The 17,339-nt window shown below is 44.9% G+C and carries 14 protein-coding genes; 3 read left to right on the forward strand and 11 right to left on the reverse strand.

Features of this window, described 5'->3' with window-relative positions:
- Positions 1–40 precede the first annotated feature (40 nt).
- Positions 41–943, forward strand: coding sequence for a LysR family transcriptional regulator (locus tag RXV91_RS00375; RefSeq protein ID WP_316438224.1), 903 nt, complete (start codon positions 41–43; stop codon positions 941–943).
- Positions 944–2,084: 1,141 nt separating this feature from the next.
- Here the strand turns inward: RXV91_RS00375 and RXV91_RS00380 are convergent.
- From RXV91_RS00380 to RXV91_RS00420, 9 genes are all read right to left on the reverse strand, one after another.
- The gene (locus tag RXV91_RS00380) at positions 2,085–2,966 is read right to left on the reverse strand and encodes a LysR family transcriptional regulator (protein WP_316438225.1); all 882 of its coding nucleotides are present in this window, start codon (positions 2,964–2,966) and stop codon (positions 2,085–2,087) included.
- Positions 2,963–3,499 carry a citrate lyase holo-[acyl-carrier protein] synthase gene (citX, locus tag RXV91_RS00385; protein ID WP_316438226.1) on the reverse strand — a complete coding sequence of 179 codons (537 nt, stop codon included), beginning with the start codon at positions 3,497–3,499 and terminating at the stop codon, positions 2,963–2,965. Before citX ends, RXV91_RS00380 begins: the two co-directional genes overlap by 4 nt.
- 165 nt (positions 3,500–3,664) lie before the next feature.
- Positions 3,665–5,053, reverse strand: coding sequence for a flavocytochrome c (locus tag RXV91_RS00390; protein WP_316438227.1), 1,389 nt, complete (start codon positions 5,051–5,053; stop codon positions 3,665–3,667).
- Positions 5,054–5,252: 199 nt separating this feature from the next.
- Entirely contained in the window at positions 5,253–6,635 is a 1,383-nt protein-coding gene (locus RXV91_RS00395; RefSeq protein ID WP_316438228.1) for a class II fumarate hydratase, read from the reverse strand.
- Positions 6,636–7,946: 1,311 nt separating this feature from the next.
- Positions 7,947–9,485, reverse strand: a complete 1,539-nt coding sequence (citF, locus tag RXV91_RS00400; protein WP_316438229.1) for a citrate lyase subunit alpha — start codon at positions 9,483–9,485, stop codon at positions 7,947–7,949.
- The gene (gene citE, locus RXV91_RS00405; protein ID WP_316438230.1) at positions 9,475–10,389 is read right to left on the reverse strand and encodes a citrate (pro-3S)-lyase subunit beta; all 915 of its coding nucleotides are present in this window, start codon (positions 10,387–10,389) and stop codon (positions 9,475–9,477) included. The genes citF and citE overlap by 11 nt, the downstream gene beginning before the upstream one ends.
- Positions 10,389–10,679 carry a citrate lyase acyl carrier protein gene (gene citD, locus RXV91_RS00410; RefSeq protein WP_316438231.1) on the reverse strand — a complete coding sequence of 97 codons (291 nt, stop codon included), beginning with the start codon at positions 10,677–10,679 and terminating at the stop codon, positions 10,389–10,391. The genes citE and citD overlap by 1 nt, the downstream gene beginning before the upstream one ends.
- A complete protein-coding gene (gene citC / locus RXV91_RS00415) occupies positions 10,669–11,724 on the reverse strand; it encodes a [citrate (pro-3S)-lyase] ligase (protein ID WP_316438232.1) in 1,056 nt (351 codons plus the stop codon). The genes citD and citC overlap by 11 nt, the downstream gene beginning before the upstream one ends.
- Before the next feature lie 17 nt (positions 11,725–11,741).
- On the reverse strand, positions 11,742–12,902 hold the full coding sequence (locus RXV91_RS00420; RefSeq protein WP_316438233.1) for a malic enzyme-like NAD(P)-binding protein: 1,161 nt from the start codon (positions 12,900–12,902) through the stop codon (positions 11,742–11,744).
- A 193-nt stretch (positions 12,903–13,095) separates the two neighbouring features.
- Between RXV91_RS00420 and RXV91_RS00425 the strand changes: the two genes are divergently transcribed.
- Positions 13,096–14,058, forward strand: a complete 963-nt coding sequence (locus RXV91_RS00425) for a sugar-binding domain-containing protein (protein ID WP_316438234.1) — start codon at positions 13,096–13,098, stop codon at positions 14,056–14,058.
- Between the two features lie 76 nt (positions 14,059–14,134).
- Here the strand turns inward: RXV91_RS00425 and RXV91_RS00430 are convergent, their stop codons facing one another.
- Both RXV91_RS00430 and RXV91_RS00435 read right to left on the reverse strand, forming a co-directional pair.
- Entirely contained in the window at positions 14,135–15,553 is a 1,419-nt protein-coding gene (locus tag RXV91_RS00430; RefSeq protein ID WP_316438235.1) for an anion permease, read from the reverse strand.
- Between the two features lie 30 nt (positions 15,554–15,583).
- A complete protein-coding gene (locus RXV91_RS00435; RefSeq protein WP_316438236.1) occupies positions 15,584–16,513 on the reverse strand; it encodes an L-lactate dehydrogenase in 930 nt (309 codons plus the stop codon).
- Between the two features lie 290 nt (positions 16,514–16,803).
- Between RXV91_RS00435 and RXV91_RS00440 the strand changes: the two genes are divergently transcribed.
- Entirely contained in the window at positions 16,804–17,223 is a 420-nt protein-coding gene (locus tag RXV91_RS00440) for a hypothetical protein (RefSeq protein ID WP_316438237.1), read from the forward strand.
- The last annotated feature ends 116 nt before the right edge of the window (positions 17,224–17,339 follow it).

A 17,339-nucleotide genomic window follows, 5' to 3' on the forward strand; every position in this document is an offset into this window, starting at 1 on the left:
AATAATGCCGCTAGAAATACTGATATAGAAAGGAATAAAAATGAACACAAAAGACTTAGCTTATTTTGATGAATTAATTTCTCAAAAAAACTTTTCAAAAGTTGCGAAAACGTTTGGCGTCAGCCAGCCAACCATCACGACTGCAATTAAAAGACTAGAGGCTGAATTTGGCGCCCCACTAGTCATTCGTGATCGGGTCCAGAATACCTTGCACGTCACTGATAGCGGTGCACAACTCGCCGAACATGCCAAAATTGTATTACATGAATTACGGCTGGCCCATCAAGAAATTGACAATTTATCACAGAAACGTTTAATTTTAGGCTTACCACCAATTATTGAAAATCACTATTTTCCAAAGATTGGCACCCGGTTAGCCGCTGAAAACCTACTTGCTGGCCTTGAAACCGTGGAAGGCGGTTCCATCTGGTTGCGTAATGCGGTCCGAGATGGCCGCGTTGACATGACCCTCCTCGGATCGATAGAACCCCTCTCTTATCAAACCCTGATTGCTGAAGAATTTGACCGTCAGCCCTTTTGCATCTATGTATCCAAACAACATCCCTTGGCACAACGTAAGCGAGTTTACTTTAATGAACTCCGCCGTGAAAGATTCGTTTTTTTCAATAGCAATTTCATTCACAACACGGCTTTCAATAAACTCACTCGGCGAAATCATTTCCGACCCAATATCGTCTTCCGGTCCAATGACACCCACGTCCTGATGAAGTTAATCGGAGAAAATATCGGGATCGGCTTCTTTACCAAAATCGTTGATCATTATCGAACTGACGTGGTCCGCCTCGACTTAATGGACATTGAACCACCTGAATTCATTACCAGCATCGTCTATCGGACAACCCACATTTTGACACCAGTACAACAACAATTACTCACCATTTTGCATGAGACGCTAGCTACCCATGACGAGCAATCGAAATGAGTTACTGGCAAACAAAAATAGCACCACCATCACAGTCAAAATAATTTGTGATGGTGGTGCTATTAAATTAAGTATCAGTATACGCCTTGTGCTAGTTATTTAATTTAGTACTAATCATGATTAATACGTGCCAATTGGTTAAAGTCAAACCCAACCAGCTTAGGCCCGCTGGAAACAAGTTCGAGTTAGTGTAGACCTGCCTGGTTGGTGCGTCCTCGCCGACCTCCAGGCATTTCTGCCAATTGCTGGAACGCGATGGACACAGATTTAAGCCGAAACCCACGTCTTAAATACTGGTCTTCCACTAACCAAGCAAAAACCGCTTGCTAAGTGGAATTTCATCGCTGAGCATTGGCAGAAACGCCTTCCGGTCGGGACAGTATTCGAATGGCGGACATAGATGTACCCAACTTTTGATGGATTGATCGTTATTTTTCTCAAACGATAATCTTGTCATCAAACTGTTAGACTGACAATACTATTGTGACAATACACCGATGTCCAAATTGCCATATTTAGTATTGGAATAGCTAAAATGGACAAAGATAACTCAACGTTTAATTGAAGTGCCAGTATCAAAATACTCAACGACTATTTGTACTAAGTTAAGTGGCTGTTCATCAGCCATTCGAGCGGCTTCCCGACTGGAGGGGCTGGGTGACAATGCTCAGTAGCCAAATTATTCTTAGCTGGAAGTGATTTCCTTCCGGCTTAGAATAAGACTCGTATTTGAGATTGCGCAGTGGGGTGCTGCGTGAGCTCAAATCGACGTCGGCTACGTTCCAGCAATTGTCACCCAGCCTCGGAGGTCGGACTAGGACGCATCCGTGCTGATGAACAGCAATTCAGCCTAAATGGCACGTATTAATCATGATTCATGACAAAATAACTAGCACAACGCGTATCAGTATTATAATTATGATTGGCCATGAATCATAGTCGCTTAACAGACCCAATGCGTTAAATACTTATTAAGTCTAACATTCAGTCATCATTAGTCAGGGTCAACCTTACGCAACTTGTTAAATTCAAAGGTATCAGTTTAACTCCGTCCAAAAGTCAACCTAGCTGTATGAACACCAACAGATTGGCGACATTTCAATGATTGCTTTGAGCTGCAAGCCACTAGGCACAACGGTCCTTAAATTTTCATTTTAAGTAACTGATCAATAAAGCGCTGCTCATCTGCTGTTGGTAAGTAACCAGCCCGCGTAACGACCGAGATATTAAAACTGACTGGTAACTGATCGTTAATGGTCAGACTTACGACACCATCGTCTGCTTTGACGACATCGCGAACTAATAAACTAATGCCTAAATTAGCTTTAACCAGCGCTTTGACCCAAGAGATATCCGGTGTGCGATAAATCACTTCTGGATGGACTCCAGCAAAATCACAATATGCTTGAAATGCCTGGGGATGCACGAACTTACCATCCAAACCAATGAACTCAGCTCGCTCTAAGTCTTTAAAACTGACTGCTGTTTGTTTCGCCAAACTATTTTCGGGACTCACAATAATACTAAATGGCCGCGCGCCTAATCGAACCGCGTGCACCGCTGGTAAGTCAAACGGTAAGTACGACCCCAATAAGGCAATGTTGATTTCACCATGTACTAATTTACGCAATAGTTCATCCGATCCCGTTTCGGTTATTTTCAACTGCTGGAGTAACCCGTTTTGTAACAATTCACCGGCAATTTGTGGAAAATATAAGGTACCAATGATTGGCGGCAGTCCAAAACGAATCTCAACTTGTTGGGCACTTTTAATTTCCCGATGGGCCAGTTTTAAACTAGCTTGAATTTGTTGTGCGTTTTTGTACAGTAACTGTCCCGCCCGCGTAATATTGGTTTGCTGATGCCGCCGATCTTGAATCACCAACTTAACTGCAAATTCCTTTTCTAGGCGATGAATCGCCTGCGTTACCGCGGGCTGTGAAACGGCAAATTGCTTCGCCACCATTGTGTAATTCTGACAATCGACCAACGCACGAAAGTAATCTAAATCCCGAGTATTCATGCGCGATCACCAAATTCCGTGATGTACATCGTCATAATCTTTTGCTGGAGTTCAACAACCGAGTGTCGTCGCGAACGTGCACAATCCTTGGCTTCACGGCGACATAATAGGCACCGCCGCTTCGGTAGTCCTAGATCAGTCCGTGATAGCGCTCGCTGCGAGCCCGCTTGTAAGATATCAATATCATATAAACGCCCCAACGGATCTTGTTCTTCAAATGCCACAGCCATCCGCTTACTAGTCGCAAAGTCAGTCGTCAAGATTAAGAAACGCTCATTACCGGCCGGATGGTTCCAATCAGCAGCCATCGTGTATGTCGACAACCCGGCTTCGAAACGCTGCACTCCCGCTAAGAACAAACGTCGCAGTGCGACGTTATTCTTAATTGGTCCCGGAATATTCAATTTAATTGCCGCAATCGTGGCCTGAGGATTAGTTGCCATCAACTGTTGTTGGTATGCTACTCGTTGATCCCGGGCCGCCAGCATATCTGTAATCGTTTGGGGCGTTCCCGCTGTAAAAATAGTCGCCATCGCTGTCACTTTCTTCCTATAATGTATGCTTATATCTTCAGCTTAACTGAAAAAAGCCGATTTTTAAACTAATTATGCTCGCTTTAACACGTTATCGCTCATAAAAATCGACCACGTCACCAATATCAATGACGTAGTCGATTAATTTCGAACATTTAAACGAACTTATTGTAAGTATTTAAACATTTGTTGCCCGGCTTGACGCCCAAAAATCACCGTTTCAGCAATCGAGTTACCACCAATGCGGTTATTACCGTGTAAGCCGCCAACGACTTCACCGGCTGCAAACAAACCAGCAATTGGCTGTTCCTGCTGATTCAAGACTTGAGTTGCCGGATTAATGGCAATACCACCCATTGTGTAGTGAACGGCCGGTGCAATATGAATCGAATAGAATGGTCCCGTTGCAATATCACGATCCATCCCAGTTGTCCGGTCAAAGGCCGCATCGTTGTGACTAGCAACTGCTTGATTCCAGTCAGTAACGGCCTGTTCAAGCGTCGCCCCATCTAACCCAGTCTCAGTTGCTAAAGTGGTCAAATCGGCCCCAGTCTTCACTAGCCCAATGTGGTCATAGAACTCAACCGCTTTGACCCGGTCACGAATGCCCCGGTCAAAAATCAGGTAGGCCCCGGTGCCGCCTAATTGATCAATGGCAGCCGTCACATTTTTACGAGTATCCAACTCATTGACAAAACGTGCGCCCTGTTGGTTGACTAAAATGGCGCCCTCACCCCGGACAGCCTCGCCAATCAAGTAAGCATGGTCGGTATCTTGTTGAACCGTTGGATGAACTTGGACTTGGTCCATATCAACAACTTTCGCACCAACGGCTTCCGCTAACAAGATGCCGTCGCCAGTCGCACCTGGTTGATTAGTCGTCTGATAGTTTTTGAGATCATCACGATACTTACCGAGTAATGCCTTGTTCGCACCAAAGCCCCCAGTTGCTAGCAACACAGCGCCAGCTGTAATCGTGACAGCACCATCAGCAGTTGTTGCCTTCACACCACTGATTTTGTCAGCATTGACAATCAGGTCATCGACCTTAATGTCCGTTAACAATGGCAATTGGGCGGCCGCCACCTGTTTTAATAATTCGGTGACTAAGAAACCACCAATTGGTGCCATTGAGCTTGGACGATGGGTCCGCATCACGCTCATGCCACCCGTAATTGTCAAATCGTCTAGCTTAATACCGTGGTCCGCTAACCAGTCAATTGCTAACGCACTGTGCTCTGTGAAGAACTTCAATAGGTCTTGGTTATTCATGCCGCCCCCACCCTTGAGGGTTTCGCCGTAGAAATCACCAAAACTATCGACAATGTGGTGATGAAGTTGCACGTTAGTTTCAGCCGCATTCATTCCTGATGAAGCTCGGGTGGTGTTCCCACCAATCTTAGGCATTTTTTCTAGAATAACGGGTTTCAATCCCAATTCATGTGCTTGAATGGCAGCTGTTAGGCCAGCACCACCTGATCCAATAATAATCACGTCATAGTTTGGTTTTAAATCCGCTAATGCGGTTGGTGTAAATGTAAATTTATCAGCCATTGAATACCACTACTCCCTTCAATTCGTCCAGACCAGCAAATGGGCCTAGCAATCGAGTCCAATTTTATTAGTCCAACAGTTAACAAGCAGATTATTACGGTTAACTCGACACGGGCCATCATTCCAAATCTAGGAATAACGGCCCGTGCCACGTTAAGATACGTCAGCTAACCGACGCTTGACCTTTGCTCATTTTACCTTAATCATCAATGTTCGTCATATCAATCGGAACCATCCATTCATCGAATTGTTCCGCCGTTACTTTACCCGACTTGATCGCTGCTTCACGTAAAGTCGTTCCAGCTTTTTCAGCAGCTTGAGTAATGACAGCACTATCATGGTAACCGATGTGTGGTGATAATGCCGTAACGGTCATTAAAGAACTGTCCACTAATTCTGCCATCCGATCTTGGTTAACAGTCAAGCCAGCAATCATCCGGTCAGCGAAACCAGTAATCGTTCCGGCTAATAATTCAGCGGATTCCAAGAAGGCATCAATCAAGACCGTCTTGTAGACGTTCATTTCAAAGTTACCTTGACTAGAAGCTAAATCGACGACCACGTCATTTCCCATGACCCGTACAGCGGCCATCGTGATGGCTTCAGCTTGAGTTGGGTTAACTTTCCCAGGCATAATTGATGAGCCGGGTTCGTTAGCCGGAATGTTCAATTCATCATATCCCGCCCGGGGACCACTTGCTAAGAAGCGAACGTCATTGGCAATCTTCATTAAATCAGCAGCCAACGTCTTGATGGCCCCGTGGACCACGTTCAAACCAGAGTGATGTGCCAAGCCATAGAACTTGTTGGAATCGGCTGTAAATTCAATGCCATATAGTTTACTCATGGCATCGGCAATATTTTCAGCAAAATGTGGTGCAGCGTTTAGACCGGTCCCAACAGCGGTCCCCCCCATTGCGAGTTCGCCTAAGGTTGGGTTCAATTGCTTCAAGTAAGCAATGTCATGTTCAATAGCACTCGCCCAGCCACTCACTTCTTGGCCAAAGGTTAATGGCGTGGCATCTTGAAGATGGGTCCGACCAATCTTAACAACCCGCCAGTACTTCTTTTGTTTGATTTTCAGTTCTGCCAACAAGTGTTCCGCGGCAGCAATCAGCTTGTCCACAGCAACCGCGGCCGTAATATTCATTGCGGTTGGGAAAATATCATTAGAACTTTGACCATGGTTCACATCATCGTTTGGTAAGATTTCAATGTCGGGATTGAGCTTGCCAGCCATGTGTGCCACCACTTCGTTAACATTCATATTTGTTTGCGTTCCAGAACCAGTTTGATAAACTACCAGTGGAAAGTCCTTACGCAACGCTTCGTCATCTAGCGCTAATAGTTTATCAATGGCAGTCACGATTAAATCAGCTTTTTCGGCAGTCATTGCTTCAACTTCCTTATTTGCAATCGCGGCGGCCCGCTTGATTTGAAGTAGTGCTCGAATCATTTCTAACGGCATCTTGGTACCAGTTGGGAAATTATGGCGACTTCGTTCCGTCTGGGCTCCCCATAATGCGGTTGCAGGAATTTTAACTTCGCCTAAAGTATCTGATTCAACTCGATATTCTGTCATGTTGATAACCTCCAATTAATGTGTTAGTAAGCGCTTACTAAGTGTGTGAAAAAAATAACATTTAGTTTATAAACTAATTTTACCGTCCAAATACCGGTATAGTCAAACTGTATTTTAGTTATAATTATTAATTATGAGGTTGATATATCAGCTTTTAGGAGCTCTCAAAAAGGAAATTACAGCCTTTGAATAAAAATGTTTATTTTTTCACATGGTATGATTTATTCTTAGTTATAAATTCTATTCAATTACAGCTGATTACGACCACTATTTATCGACAAACAAGTTAAAATTTGGCTGTTTATCCATCCTTCATTCACCCCAATGCCCTGATATTTTTTAGCGTATAACTGAACACGTGTTTCTTAATCAACCTACTTGATTCACCAAACTAATTAAGCTGTCATTAATCATGATAAAAACGTGCCGATTGATTAAAGTCAAAACCAACCAGATTAAGTCCGCTGGGAAAAGTTCAAACTAGTGTAAACCTGCTTGATTTGCGCGCCCTACGCCGACTTCCAGGCATTTCTGCCAATTGCTGGAACGTGGTGGGCACAGATTTGAGCCGAAGCCCACGTCTCAAATACTGGCCTTCCACTAACCAAGCAAAGAACGCTTGCTAAGTGGAATTTCACCACTTAGCATTGTCAGAAACGCCTTCCAGCCGGGACAGTGTTCGAATGACAGTTATGGATGTACCCAATTTTTGATGGATTGATCGTTATTCTTCTCAACCGATAATCTTGTTATTTGTCTGTGAGACAAGAAATGCGATTATGCCAGCTCAACTGTGTCTAAATCATGATGCTTAGTATTGGAATGGCTAAAATGATCGACGTCAACTTAACGCTTAATTGAAGCTCCAGTTTCAAAATAACCAACAACCAATTGTACCAAGTTAAGTGGCCGTTCATCAGCCATACGAGCGGCTTACCGGACCGGAGGGGCTGGGTGACAATGCTCAGTAGCCAAATTATTCTTAGCTGGAAGTGGGTTGCTTCCGGCTTAGAATAAGACTCGTATTTGAGATGACGCGGGTTGTGCGTTAGCTCAAATCGACGTCGGCTTACGTTCCAGCAATTGTCACCCAGCCCCGGAGGTCGGAATAGGACGCACACACGCTGACGAACAGCATCCAAATCAATCGGCACGTTTTTATCATGATTCACACTAATTAATAAGCTATCTCATATTGTATGATTGTTCTATTTTGTTACTACCTTGCGTTTCACTTACCGAATTGTCCAAATAAAAATGACCTAGCCAACAAAATTTGCCAAGCAAGGTCATTTTTGTAATCAATATCTTTTAGTCCTTAACTGCTTTGATTGTATCAATAATCGTTCCATCGCGGTATTCGATCAAGGCGACAGTCCGATCAGTAAATTCAAGTGGTTGTGGTTGGCCAACTTTCTTTTCAGCCAACTGTTGTAATTCTTCAATCGTGTAGACAGGGACGCCTGGCACATGGCTTAGTGCTTTGACCAAGTCCTCGCGCCGTGGATTAATGGCAATCCCGTATTCCGTCACTACAACGTCAATTGAATCACCGGGAGTGACGACCGTCGTTACGTCAGGAACAATCGTTGCTAACCGGCCCCGAACAAGCGGTGCGGAAATAATGGTTAGTTTGGCCGTAGCCGCGTCTTGGTGACCACCAATGGCGCCCCGGATCACGCCATCCGAACCGGACATGACGTTAACGTTGAAGTGCGTATCAATTTCCAAGGCACTCAGAATGGCAACATCTAATTGGTCAACCATCGCCCCCTTGTTATCAGGGTCAGCGTACCATGATGCGTCAATTTCTTGTTGGTTAGGGTTAGCATGCATCGAAGCTGCCGCCCCTTTGTCGAAGTCTTGAACATCCATGACTTTGTCGACTAAGCCTTCTTCCAGTAGATCAGTGGTTGGCTTTGTAATTCCACCAAGGGCAAATGACGCTTTGATTTGATTATCAAGCATGGCTTGCCGTAAGTAACGCGTCACGGCCAACGCAGCACCACCAGAACCAGTCTGGAATGAGAACCCATTTTTAAAGTACGGTGAGTTCACAATCACATCATTAACAGTTTGGGCGATTTTTAATTCCTTCGGGTCCTTGGTAAAACGAGTTGCACCTGACCCAATCTTATCTGGATCACCAACTTGGTCAACCTGCACAACGTAATCAACTTGCGTTTGTTTGATTGAGGCCGGCGTATTTGGATAAGCCACAATGTTATCAGTCAATAACACGACCTGGTTGGCGTATTGCGCATCCATCAGTGCGTAACCCAGCGAGCCAAAGACCGCTTTACCGGCCATCCCATTCGCATTTCCTAGTCGGTCAGCATTCGGTACCCCTAAAAAGGCTACATCGATTTTAATATCACCATGTTCAATGGCCCGGGCCCGATTACCGTGAGAACGGAAAATCACGGGATTCTTTAAGCCGCCGTGTGAAACGAAATCGCCCAGGGAACCACGCATCCCAGAACTAGTAATGTTCGTAATCGTACCAGCCTTGATGGCTTCAATCACCATGTCATTCATCACGCCGGTTAAGGAAGATGGTGCCAACGTTAAGTCTTTAATGCCGGCGTCAATGATTGCCCGCATTACTTGATTAAAGACAAAGTCGCCATTACGAAAATGATGGTGAAATGAAATGGTCATCCCATCTTTGACGGTCGCCTTTACCACGTCGGCAACGGAATCAACGACCTTGCCGTTCCCCGTTGAAACGTGCACTTTGGGTGCCACCCGTTGAATTTCTGGATGACCAATTTCGGTCGATTCAAAACCCTGGTAATTTAATTTTGCCATTAATTCCGCTGGTAATTCGCGGTCTACACTATTTTTCAATGTAATTGTCCTCCTCATCAAGTAAGTTGGAAACTTTGGCCAACTGCATCACACGTTGAGCCCGTAAGACAACTGGCCGGTCAACCATTTGACCGTTCATGGAGATGACGCCAGAACCCTTAATCCGAGCTTCTTCAATCGCGGCAATGACTTTTTGGGCCTTAATAACTTCGTCCTTGGTCGGTTCATAGACCGAGTTGACCATCGCAATCTGCCGTGGGTTGACCAATGACTTACCGTCAAATCCTAATTGATGAATATGCCGGGTTTCACGGTAAAAACCATCTGGGTCAGCCATATTAGTGAAGACCGTATCAAACGCAGCGATACCGGCTGCCCGGGCAGCATGAAGTACCATGTTACGAGCAAATTCAAGCTCGGCACCATCGGGATACCGGTGCGTTTTCATATCCGTCGTATAATCTTCAGCCGATAAGGCGATCCCAATCATGCGGTTTGACGCAGCCGCAATCGCTGGGGCATTCAAGACACCCTTAGCACTTTCAATCGCCGCCATCAGATGAGTGGTTCCAACTGGAATGCCAAATTCAGCTTCCGCAGCCGCAACGTCTTTTTCTAACGTTTGAATCATGTCAGCAGATTCGACTTTCGGCAAACGAATAACATCAATCCCTGCCTTGACCATCGCTTTAACATCATCAGCATAGTACGTCGTATCCAGACCATTGATCCGGACGACCAATTCAGCGTTGCCATAATCTTGGGTTTTCAGCGCTTCATAAACCAGTACCCGGGCCGCATCCTTTTCAGCCATCGAGACCGCATCTTCCAAGTCAAACATAATCGAGTCAGCGCCATAAATCCCAGCATCCTTGACCATGGCCGGATTGTTGCCGGGCACAAACATCATGGTTCGCCGTAAGCGTTCTTCTTTTTCAGCCATTATAATACCTCCCATGCTGGTGTCATGGTTTCTAATGCTCGTTGAGCTGCCGTGATGGTCCGCGCCTTAATGACACAGTCCAACGCCCCTTTATCGACAGCACGAACCTTGACATTATCAATATTTAACTGCTGTAGCGTGGTCGTAATGACATGTTTGATTTGCGTGCCAAATTGTTTGAGCACATCTGATTCAAGATCAATTTGAATGCCGTTATCTCCCGCCATTAACATGATTTGAATATCAGATGATTCCAAGGTCCCGGCGACTGCCGTTGTCTTAATTTCCATCAATTTTCATTCCTTTCTGAATTCGCGTTTGTAATGTTGTTAAATGATCTTTTATAAACTGGCCCGTTGTTGGCGGTACTAGTTGGTTTAACTCAGTTAAATGACCACTTTGAATCTGTTGTCGTACGGTTCGCGCCGATATCGGCTGCTTTGCGACCGTCGTCCGCGGTACGACTTGCACCGCCACTGTCGGTGGTAATTCACGCTGCAAGACCTGATTATAAATCGCGGTCGTTCTGGATGTCGGTTCACTGCCAACAAACCGCGTCGTGATATTTAAGGCCGGCGCCAGCTGATTTTTGAAGATCCGCGCATCCAAAGTCGTCTGTGCTTCGATCGCGCTAGCCGCGGAGTCTAAGAAGTAAGCCGGAAAAGTCGCCGCACTCACAAGATAATCACCACCACTGACGACCCGGACATTGGCTAAGTCGCCTGTGCCCTGTCGAACAAGTTCAACGCGCTCGGCTGTGCGAAACAGGCTGGCATCGGTGGCAACCACGAAAACGTAAACTAAATCGCTGACGGCTGCAGCTTGCTCGACTAAGTAACGGTGCCCCCGAGTAAACGGATTGGCATTCATCACGATGGCACTCACACGCTGTTGCGCTTGATTTTGAATCGTTGGTAACTGGCGGACAAAATCCGCAACGTCTGGCGTACCGTTTTCTAAAACCGCTGCTTCATCCGAATGCGCTAATTCTTTAAAACCAACGTGTTGAAAGCTCAATGAATACTTGGCCTTCGTAAATACCATCATATGAAAGATCTGGTCTTGAAATAATCGATTAACTAGCGCACTCACGATTTGATTAAACCGGGTTCCCGGCTGACTATCCTTGTTACAGACACCCACATATTTAAGCACGTTACCTGCAAGTGACCCCGTCCCAACAAGTTGGTCATTTTCAATCAAGCCCAAAGTAACATCAATGTGTTCAACCTCCTGGGCACTAAAATTAGTAATTCCTAGCGACGTTAAAAACTTTTGCCACTGAGTGTGCTCGTGCGGGTTATTTAACTGCATTTCAACAATTTGCGCTACCATCAGCTAACCTCCTATGATTAATGCCGTACTTGAGCGTATGTTGTAACTGCGGCCGTGACGTTAGGTACCACTTGCGGGTCAAAGACGCTTGGCACAATCTTGGTGGCTGTCGGATTTGTCACTGTTTTAGCCAATGCCTGAGCAACCTGAACTTGTAAAGCATCATCCACTTGCTTGACCCCATTTGCAAGCAAACCCTTGAACAGTCCTGGGAAAGCTAAAATATTATTGACCTGGTTTGGATACTGACTAGAACCTGTGGCAATCACTGTAGCACCAGCATTGGCCGCCGCTGCCGGATCAATTTCAGGTACCGGATTGGCCAATGCAAAGACAATCGGGTCATGATTCATCAAGTGAACATCACTGGCTGACAGGACGTTGGCATCTGATAAGCCAACGAAGGCATCCTGATTGGCCATGACCTTGGCTAGTGGCTGCCCCTTAAGTTGTGCTGGCGTCTGTAACTGCTTGGCGAGGTTGCGTTGATACTGGTTATACCGTTGATCATCCGACGTAATCACCCCATAAACATCAACTAACGTCAGTTGTTTGACGCCGACCGCTGCTAGTAGTCGCGCGGTGGCCAAACCCGACGCCCCAACGCCATTAACCACGATCCGCATCTGCTGCAAAGTCTTACCAACCACATGAGCGGCATTAATTAGTCCAGCTAGCACCACAATCGCGGTACCTTCTTGGTCGTCATGATAAACTGGAATATTTAGTTCATCTTTCAACGCCGCTTCAAGTTCAAAACATTTCGGCGCTGTAATGTCTTCCAAGTGGATCCCAGCAAATGACAGTGAGAGATTTTTAATCGTCGCCACCATCGCTGGTACACTAACCTGATTTAGGGCAAGTGGAATTGCATTAATACCGGCCAGATTCTTGTACAAGAGCGCTTTTCCTTCAACAACCGGTAAACCACCGGCCGGACCAATATTACCCAAGCCTAACACTGCGGAGCCATCGGTAATCAAGGCCACCAACTTACCACTCATCGTGTATTTTGCCTTTAATTCAGGATGTGCGGCAATCAACTTGGAAATCACCGCCACACCAGGCGTATAGGCTTTACCTAGCTCAGCCTTATCGGTCACTGCCAAATCCGAGTGAATATCTAAAACCCCCGTATGAGCGGCGTGTAACTTTAAAATTTCATCTTGTTCTACCATCGATATCTGCCTTCTCTTCTCAAAATAATACCATTCACTTTGTTACTTTCAGTGTACGACCGTTTTTTAAAAATATCAAATATTGATTACATTTTTTAAATTTTTAAAATACGATTTTCTGGTATAATGAACTTAAAATATTAAAAACAAGTTTTAAAATTTTAAATTTTATTTTGATAAAGAGGTCATCAATATGGACGATATGAATCATCGCCGCCTGTTAATTGGCATTGCACATGATTATTACTTATCTAAAATCAACATTGCTGAGATTTCAAAGAAGTACCAAGTTAGTCGTTATCTAATTTCCAAATACTTAGATGAAGCTATGGCGACCGGACTGGTTAAAATCAATATTAATACGCCAATTGAACGTAATAGCGAACTAGAAGCCAAATTTAAGAAGCGTTTTCCAATTCAACACATTTATATCATTAAAGACGCGGACACCACCAGTGACGATGAACGGCACGTCATCGAATTTGCCGCCGAAACCATTCAACGCCAAATCCTACAGAGTCAAATCATCGGGGTTGCGTGGGGGGGCACCGTCCTAAGTGTCATTGATAATTTTCAAACTAGTACCCGTGATGATTTGTTATTTACCCAGTTTATGGGTGACAACTTGAAAACAAACGCGGCAAATGGTTCAACGCCGTTGGTTCAAAAAGCAGCGGCCAAGTTCAGTGCCCGGTATGTCACCATTCCAGCACCACTCTACTTGTTCAATGACCAAGCGCACCAGGCACTGGCCCAAGAACCAGCCATCACACCGGCCATCAGTAACTTTGATCGGATGGACATGCTCTTCGCCGGTATCGGAACGCTTGCGTCCATTGATTCAATTCCCGTCTGGCAGCAACATCGGCAAGCCATTCTGGGTGGTGCTGATCCGCATGCCGTTGCCGGCTTCTTATACGGACGGCCATACGACATTAATGGTCAGATTCTTAATGGCGACCACGACAAACTCTTTGGTGCTAAAATCCCAGCTATTCTTGAAGTGCCTCGGCGCTTTGGTATCATCAAGAGTAAATTCAAAAGTAAGGCTTTACTGGGCGCACTTCGGGGGCAACTTCTGACCGACATCATCATTGATGAAGCCGTCGCGAACCGTGTCCTCCAAGAAGATCAAGCAGCGCCTCGCACCCATTAATTCATTTTTCGAAAACAGGTACCAATGCTGACCGTTGATGGCAGCTTGGTACCTGTTTTAATTTATTAAAATCAGACTACCAAATACCGATAACTTTCATCCAAAGGGCACCAACACCACCCCAAACAACTAGGTAGAAGAGACCTAAAACAAAGTTTAACTGCCACCATTTACCTTGAGTAACATAACCGGAACCGAAGAGAACACTCGCAGGGCCATTCGCATAATGCGTCGTCGAAGCAAAGATTGAACCGGTAAAGCCAAGCATTAAAGCAGCAAAGGTTGCTGGCGCTCCTGCTGAAACAGCGACCCCCAGCAAGGCACCGTACATCGCCGAAACATGGGCAGTCCCACTAGCAAATAGATAGTGACTGTAGAAGTAGAATAAAACTAGTGCAGCCAGGACAATACCCCAACTGAAGCCTTTCAAAGCACCACCGATCGCACCAGATAACCATGGAATAAAGCCGAGACTGTTCAATTCATTGGCCATGAAAATCAAAATTGAGAACCACACCAAGGTATTCCAAGCACCGGTTTCGTGCAGGACATCATCAACTGATAAGACACCCGCAATTAAAAGCAAAGATACGGCCATAAAGGCAACTAATGATGCTTCTAGGCCAATGAAGCTGGATAACATCCATAAAACTAAGGCTAATAAGAAGACACCACCCATAATTTTTTCTGGTAGACTCATCTTACCCATTTTAGCTAATTCATCATCGGCCCATTGCTTTGCGTTGGGCGTATCTTTAATTTCTGGTGGATACATTTTATAAATTAAATATGGCACAGCCAATAAACAAATAAGTCCTGGGACGATCCCAGCTAAGAACCATTGCATCCAAGATAACGTGATGTGCAAACTCTTGGCTAACGTGACGGCAACCAAGTTTGGTGCCATTGCCGTCATAAACATTGTACTCGTGATTAAGTCACCATGAAATTCAGCAAATACTAAGAAAGAGCCGATCTTACTTTGCGTTCCATCCTTAGGATCAGAGCCGAACGTTTCAGCTAACGACTGAATGATTGGGTAAACAATCCCACCGGCACGGGCTGTATTACTTGGCGTTGCGGGCGCTGTTACCAGATCGACCCCAATCAGCGCGTAGGCCAAACCTAACGTTCGCTTTCCGAACAGTCGCACAAACACCAACGCAACGCGTCGACCTAGACCAGTATTGATAAAGCCGCGTGACATGAAATAAGCCATCGCAATCATCCATACCGTACTGCTACCAAATCCAGCAACCGCCGTGTCCATAGGGACGATGCCTAATAATACTGTTAGCGTCAACCCAATGATGGCAACTCCCGCGATTGGCAAAGGCCGCGTAATACAACCAATAATCGTTGCGACAAAAATTGCAAAAATATGCCAAGCGTTCATTGAAACGCTAGCGGGCTTGATGGGACTACTCAACCAAATAATTAAGCCCACCAATAACGGTGCAATAAAATCGCGGTACTTGACTTTATTTAGTGTCATCTCAATTCCTCCTACCTATTTATTCATTTTTTATGAAGCCACATTCATCATGGCGAGCATTTTAGCTGCAAAGTGTTGCATCCGTGTCCGCTCATCTTCTGATAGATCAGCTTCGATCACCTTTTGAAGACCGTTACGATTAATGATCGCGGGTGACCCTAAATACAAATCATTGATCCCGTATTGACCAGACAAAGCAGCTGAGACAATTAACTCAGCATTTTCATCATTTAAAATTGCCCGACAGATCTGCATTAAGCTAATTGCGACTCCATAGAATGTCGCGCCTTTTTGGCTAATGATTTGACCACCTTTACCGCGTACCGCCTGTTCAATCTCAGTTTTGAACTGTTCATCAACGGTTGTCACCGTTGTAAGTGGTTGCTCATTAACTGTAATTTCATCAAAGTTGACAATTGAACTATCGCCATGTTCACCAAGTACCGCGGCATCAACCGCAGTGGTGGCAACATTCAACTTCTGAGCCAAAGCGACTCGCAACCGCGCCGTATCCAGGGAAGTCCCGGTACCAATGACCCGATTCCGCGGAAATCCAGATAAACGTTGTGTCATTGAAGTCAAAATGTCGACTGGATTACTTGAAATAACGAAGCAACCATTGAAGCCACTCGCAACTACTGGTTTGACAATGGATTCCAAAATTTTCGTATTACGGTTGATCAAATCTAACCGGCTCTCACCAGGCTTACGAGGCACACCAGCTGTAATAACAACGATGTCAGCATCGTGAGCGTCCGCATACTCACCTGTGTGAATGTTGGTCGCATTCGTGAAGGCGGCAACATCTTCCAAATCCTTAACGTCCCCCTCTGCGTGCACTTTAACCAAATCGACGATAACGAGTTCATCTAGGGCGCAATTTTGAACTAGTGAAAAGGCAAATGATGAGCCCACCGAGCCATCACCAACAATTACGACTTTGCGTTGCTTCTTATCCATGTCAATATCCTTCTTTCATCAAAAAAATGTACGTTGCAAATGCAGTTCAACAACTTAGTTACTTAACTCACAAGTATTATAACGCAAATGCTTACATTTTTGCTATTTTTTTAAAAATAAATTATTTTTTTGAAAATTTTAAATATAATTATTGACTGAAACGCTTTTAAAACGGTATTTTTAATTATTTTGATTGTGAACCATTTCTAAAGTATCGGTTTGTGAAAATATTTTCGTAAGCGATTACAATTAAACGCTTGAATTTATTTACCAATGTCAATTCAGGATCCATGGGACAAGTCACCACACTTTTTACCGTTCAACCGGTCTTGAACCAGTTAAAATCTGGCTGGCGTGGTATATTAGAAGTACAACTCAACCGAGAGAGGACTAACACATTGGATAACGAAACTTTAAAAGACTATCTCGCAAATAACTCACAAGTTATTACCATTTTTATGGAAAAGGCAACTGACTTTCTGAATCGTCAAAATGAAGATCGGGCACCGGCACGCCGTTACAACGATGCCGAAATTGCCCGTCAAGCTGATAAGATGCTCGATGATGTAATTGCTAATATTCATGATAAAATCGTCCCCCACACCCGGGAACAGACGCCCGCCGCGTGGGACCAATTTTTGAGTGAAAACGATGTACTAGAAGATCTTGAGTTATCGATGACGGAATTGTCATTCGAATCAGAAGACTAAGCGCAACCCTAACACCTCAAGGCCAAAAATGGACTGCCGAAGAGTTAACTTCGACAGTCCATTTTTAAGTGACCAATCAACCTCAGCATTAGCTGAAACGCTATGCCTTAGCTAAT

It is taken from the genome of Lactiplantibacillus sp. DA1 (genome assembly GCF_032681335.1).
Taxonomy (GTDB): Bacteria; Bacillota; Bacilli; order Lactobacillales; family Lactobacillaceae; genus Lactiplantibacillus.